The following is a 4,357-nucleotide window of genomic DNA, read 5'->3' on the forward strand; positions in this document are numbered from 1 at the left end:
TCTCCGTCGTTGCCGCCTCCATACCCCCCGCCAACGATTTGCAAACACGTTGATCAACAGACTGCAATCCCCACGCCAAACCTTTGCGAATGGGACGCGAACGTCGCTTACCGAGGTCCGGATCGTCGATGCGACGCGACAGATCCTCCAGACCCGTAAAGACAACCGCGCGCCCTTCGGATTCGAAAAGAGAGGGGGTGGCGGCCGCGCGTTTGAAGATTGCACCGTCCGGCGCCAGGCTGCCTGTCAGCGTGACCAGGCCGCCGAGCGGGGAAACGGGATCGTCGAATGCCCGGATCACCTTGCGGTCGATCCAGCCGACCGGCTCGTCGAGGCGCTCGGCCAGAGTGCGCCCTTCGATATCGATGGTGTCGAGATGGAGCAGCGGCCGCAGTTCGCGCAGCAGCGCGCCCATGCCTCCGGCGGCATGGAAGTCTTCCATATAGCCCTCGCCCACAGGCTTGAGGTCGACGAGCACCGGTGTCTCGTCCGAAATTTGGTTGAAGCGCTCGTAGGGAATGCGGATGCCCAGCCGGCCGGCGATGGCGGTGAGATGCACGATGGCGTTGGTGGACCCGCTGATCGCCATCAGAACCCGGACCGCGTTCTCAACCGATTTCTGCGTGATCACATCGCGGGGCGTGATCTTGGTCTCGATCAGGCGCACGGCAGCCTTGCCGGTCTCCTCAGCCGCCACGAGGCGGTCGGAATGGACGGCTGGGATCGCGGCGGTGCCCGGCAGAGACATGCCAAGCGCCTCGGCGATGCAGGCCATGGTCGAGGCCGTCCCCATCACCGCGCAGGTGCCGGCCGTCACCGAAAGCCGTCCCTCCACTGTATTGATCTCCTCAGAATCGACCGAGCCGGCTCGGTACTTCGCCCGAAAGCCGCGGCAATCCGTGCAGGCGCCAAGCCGCTGCCCCTTGTGGCGGCCGGTGGACATCGGACCGGTCACAACTTGGATGGCCGGCAGCCCCGCCGAGGCTGCACCCATCAGTTGCGCTGGCACCGTCTTATCGCAGCCGCCGGTCAGCACAACTGCGTCCATCGGCTGGGCACCGATCATCTCCTCGGTGTCCCTGGCCATCAGGTTCCGGTACATCATCGAGGTCGGGTTGAGGAACACTTCCCCGAGCGATACCGTCGGGAAAGGCCGCGGCAGCGCGCCCGCCGCGAGCACGCCGCGAGACACCGCCTCCACCAGGTCAGGCATGTAGCGGTGACAATTGTTGAAGCCCGATGGCGTCATGGCGATGCCGACGATCGGCTTGTTGAGCAGATCGCGCGAGATGCCCATCGAGCGCGCGAAGGAGCGGCGCAGGAAACCTGCGAAATCCTTATCGCCGTAATTCGTGAGACCGCGGTTGAGTCCATGTGGCTCGCTCGTCATTCAATACTCCGAGGTTTTCAAGTAGACTTGGCCAAACATGATTGAACGCGAGGCCGGCCAAACGCTTTCGCGCCGACCCAATCGAATGTCGGCGACGAAATCGATTAGTGCGCTGTCAGTTTAGCTGGATGCTGCTCTTCTTGTGCACCCAGCTTTCGACCTGCCGAAGACCTGTGTATGGCAGTTGCTGCGCCAAGAACCACTGATACTCCTTGCTCCGAGTAGTCTGGCCGTGAAAGCCCCTCTTGTGACCGCGCTCGCACGAGCCCTTCATCCGCTATGACCGCAATGTGGTCGCAGGAAAGATGGCAGATGAATATCTGCGTCTACACGGGGTGCGTCCGAAAGTACATTTCGAGTTGGATGGTATCGAACAGATCGCGAAACTGGTGGCGGAAGGATTAGGCGTTTCCGTGCTTCCGGACTGGCCCGTCATCGGATCGCCGGATCCAAAGCTCAGACGTTGGCGGCTCCCATCGCCGTGCCCAGCGCGACGCGTCGGAATGACGTGGCTGCGCGCCTCGGTTCGCTCTCAATTGGCCGAGGAATTTGCAAAGGTCGCCTCTAGCGAGCGGTCGAACGACCGGAAAAAGAACGAAAATAGATCGCGAACACGATGAGGCGCGAGCCTCGAATCCCACCAGGCTTGACGGCAGCTTGTGGAAAAAAGCAACGGCCCGCTGGCGCGTTAACTGACGGCGGATGACTAGCCGGCTGCATCAACGCCATGCACTTGAAAGGCCCACTTCGCGATATCCAGACGAATTGTCGAAATTGACTGAGTTGGCTACCCCTCCGGATTGTGGGAGCCTCAAGCGGCGCCATGGCGTCCTCGCGCCAGCGCAGGAGCCGTCCACAGCCTCAACAGCCGATGGTCTGAGCACGCCGCGAAACTTCGCTTGGCAACAAATCCCCCCTGCGCGGCAGATCCGTGCGCCGTAACGCGAGATGCCACGCGGTCGGTTCGCCCGCCTCCGTCGACGAGTTCGCGATATTCTACGGCAGGATAGATCATGCCGGTACGCCGGCGTGAAGGAGAGCGATCTGCGGCGACGACGACCACCGCGAATATATGAGCGGCAACGTCTGCCGCGGCGCGCCGCCTACGCGAGCGAACGCTCGCTGGCGAACTATCTGGCTGCTTGCAGATCGGCACGGCGAAGGATCTCGAGACTGCAAAGGCTGAATGCAAAACGGCCTTACAAGGCGATGAACCTGCGCGAGGACAACGATTGATGACGCCGGTCTACTACTGCCGCTTTGACGAATTTGAAGATGCCGTCGTTTCAATCGAGCTGGCCGCCGAGAAACTAGAGACGGTACAGGCGACACCAACATCGACGGCATGTAAGTGGGGGATCCTCGCGCTGAAGAACGCGGTCCAGGCAGCCATGGTGCTCGCTCTCTCCGGAACCGACGGCTGCGGCGCGCTTTATCCGGAATCGCAAAAGCAAAACCGGGCCTGGCTGGCAAATCCGACGCCAGAGCGCCGCCGGCAAAGAATGGCCGATTTCAACAATTTGCTGCAGCGGATCCAGCGTGCAGAACTGCTCGATGCCCCGGTTCCAAAATTTGTTGGATAGGATCTCCGCAATCTTGAAAGACTGAATGAGCTTCGACGCCAGTTTGCCCATTACCCCCTAGGCTGGTAGCTCAAGTTGCAGTACATGCAGGATATCGTTCCTGCTTCGATAAACCTGTTCGAGCATTTGGCGTCGACGCAGAAGGCACCGAGAATCCACTTTTCCGACTGCAACGGCAGCGAGAGACGACAGCGCTCGCGGCGATGCGCGTGAGGACCGGAACAACCCCGAAAGGCCCCCCGATCAATGACGCGCAAACGACCTGATCGCGAGCTCGAGGCTATCGCAGCCGACCTCGCCGAGGCATGCAAAGGCCTCTGTCCGCTCGAGAGCGCACTGTTGATCGCCCAAGGGATGCGCGAGGTTTACGGCGGCGAGTGGGCAATCGAGGCGCACAGCGACGGCACCTTTTTGATACTGCGGAAAACCTGAAAGGATCCCGCCATGAGCGTTTGGGGGCTTTGCCTTGCGATCGAATGTCGCTGCGTCGGCCGACCGCCCTGCTGCTGCGGCTGATGACCGCCGCCTCCGAACACGCGACCGCATGAAGAACAGCACGACGGCGTTCGCAAGGCTGGGCTTTTGGGATTCGCAGATAACCGGTCATCTATTTGGGCGCCATCGGCGACTCTCGAGGTGACCGAGGCGCGCGCGATCGCATGGCAGATGTTCCGAGCGGAAGAGAAATTGCCCTCCGGAAGGGGGCCAATAGGACGTCTAAGATATGTTGCACTCTACGGCTTGAAGAAATGAGCAATAATGACCTTCCCGGCCTTACGCCGGCTTGGCTAATATCGCTTGGCCTCGCTTTGGGCTGCACAATCGTTGTGATGATCCCCGCGTCTATCGCAACCGGTGACCAAATAAAATCCTCCGATTGGATAGGATTTTCGGGAAACGTTGTCGCGGGAGCAATGACCCTAATTGCGGCCATCCTCGCATGGTTCGCTGTTAAGAGACAAATTGATGCCCAAGACCAAGCGCAGAGGGCTGCCCGACAACAACAGACGACCGATCTCGCGCGCATTCTGTACGCGGAATTAGCTCACCTCGTAGCGAGATGCTGTTTCGATTTTGAGGCCCCTTGGCGGGAATATTGGCAAGGGCCGAGCCTCGACAAAATGCAGACGGTGAAATTGCGCAAGTGTGTTCCCGTCGATCCGGTGATTTATCGTGCGGTCGCTGGACAGCTCGCTTTACTGGGACCTGCTGCCCAGCATTTAATGGAGTTTCACTATCGCCTGTCGGCCTTACGGCGCGAGATAGATAACCTTACTAGTACCCACTTTTCTTGGAACGTGAGTCGTGATTCAAGGTCGGGATGATACCCGAAGCAAGAGAAGTCCACCTTTCGAGGAAAGATCGCAAGGTGCTTGAGGCGTGC

At 60.1% G+C, this 4,357-nt stretch carries 2 protein-coding genes; one reads left to right on the plus strand and one right to left on the minus strand.

Annotation, left to right across the window (positions count from 1 at the left end; genetic code table 11):
* A partial coding sequence (locus QJT78_RS49060; protein WP_281460781.1) for a dihydroxy-acid dehydratase occupies positions 1–1,390 on the minus strand: 1,390 nt, incomplete at its 3' end.
* Positions 1,391–2,625: 1,235 nt separating this feature from the next.
* Between QJT78_RS49060 and QJT78_RS49065 the strand changes: the two genes are divergently transcribed.
* On the plus strand, positions 2,626–2,973 hold the full coding sequence (locus tag QJT78_RS49065) for a hypothetical protein (RefSeq protein ID WP_038945740.1): 348 nt from the start codon (positions 2,626–2,628) through the stop codon (positions 2,971–2,973).
* Positions 2,974–4,357: the final 1,384 nt, after the last annotated feature.

Origin of the sequence: Bradyrhizobium sp. Mp27 (assembly GCF_029953005.1) — a bacterium.
In the GTDB taxonomy this organism is placed as follows: domain Bacteria; phylum Pseudomonadota; class Alphaproteobacteria; order Rhizobiales; family Xanthobacteraceae; genus Bradyrhizobium; species Bradyrhizobium barranii.

Bases quoted from the DNA above. Each gene is read 5' to 3' on its own strand.
- QJT78_RS49065 (WP_038945740.1), top strand. From the start codon at position 2,626: ATGACGCCGGTCTACTACTGCCGCTTTGACGAATTTGAAGATGCCGTC.